General features: G+C 46.4%; 1 pseudogene. It reads right to left on the bottom strand.

The window, feature by feature from the left end:
* Nucleotides 1–901, bottom strand: a pseudogene (locus tag HMPREF3108_RS05825) (YSIRK signal domain/LPXTG anchor domain surface protein); the annotation flags it as partial.

Here is a 901-nt window from a genome sequence, read left to right as displayed (position 1 = left end):
AGTTGGTGTTACTTTCGTAAACTCTGGACTATAAGTTGCAGTAACTGGGGTGCCATTCTTATCTACGCGTTTGACTGTGACTGGATCAGGTTTGCCTACAAACTGTTTGTCTGGAGTGAAGGTCACTGTACCATCTGGCGCAATTGTGTAAGTTCCTTGACCTGGAATAGACTTCTCTTTACTTCCATCTTCGAAGGTTGGCTCGACTGTTTCATCGATCGGAACCAGTGGATCGCCACCTTGGAAGGTTGGTGTGCCGTTTTGTGGAACACCCTGAGGACCTGTGCTAGTTGCGTTAGTGCTGGTTGGGGTTACCTTAGTCACTGTTGGTGTATAAGTTGCGGTAACTTCTGTGCCGTTCTTATCTACACGTTTCACTGTGACCGGATCTGGAGTACCAACGTACTTCTTATCCGGCGTAAAGGTGATAGAGCCATCTGGATTGATGCTGTATTCACCTACACCCGGAACTGTTTTCGTTGACTGACCGTCTTCGAAAGTCATTGGTTTCGTATCATCAATCGGAACCAATGGATTACCTTCTGTGAAGGTTGGGGTACCTTTTTGCGGTTGACCTTGGATACCATTTGAAGTGGCATCTGTTGAAGTTGGTGTTACCTTGGTTACTGTTGGCGTATAAGTCGCGGTGACTTCTGTGCCGTTCTTATCTACACGTTTCACTGTGACTGGATCTGGAGTACCAACGTACTTCTTATCCGGCGTAAAGGTGATAGAGCCATCTGGATTGATGCTGTATTCACCTACACCCGGAACTGTTTTCGTTGACTGACCATCTTCGAAAGTCATTGGTTTTGCGTCATCAATTGGAACCAATGGATCACCTTCTGTGAAGGTTGGAGTACCCTTTTGAGGTTGACCTTGGATACCATTTGAAGTGGCA

The sequence above is a fragment of the Streptococcus sp. HMSC10A01 genome (assembly GCF_001807785.1).
Classification (GTDB): Bacteria; Bacillota; Bacilli; order Lactobacillales; family Streptococcaceae; genus Streptococcus; species Streptococcus gordonii.
Note: the sequence above shows the minus strand (reverse complement) of the source record. Positions and strands in the feature narration are given on the sequence as shown.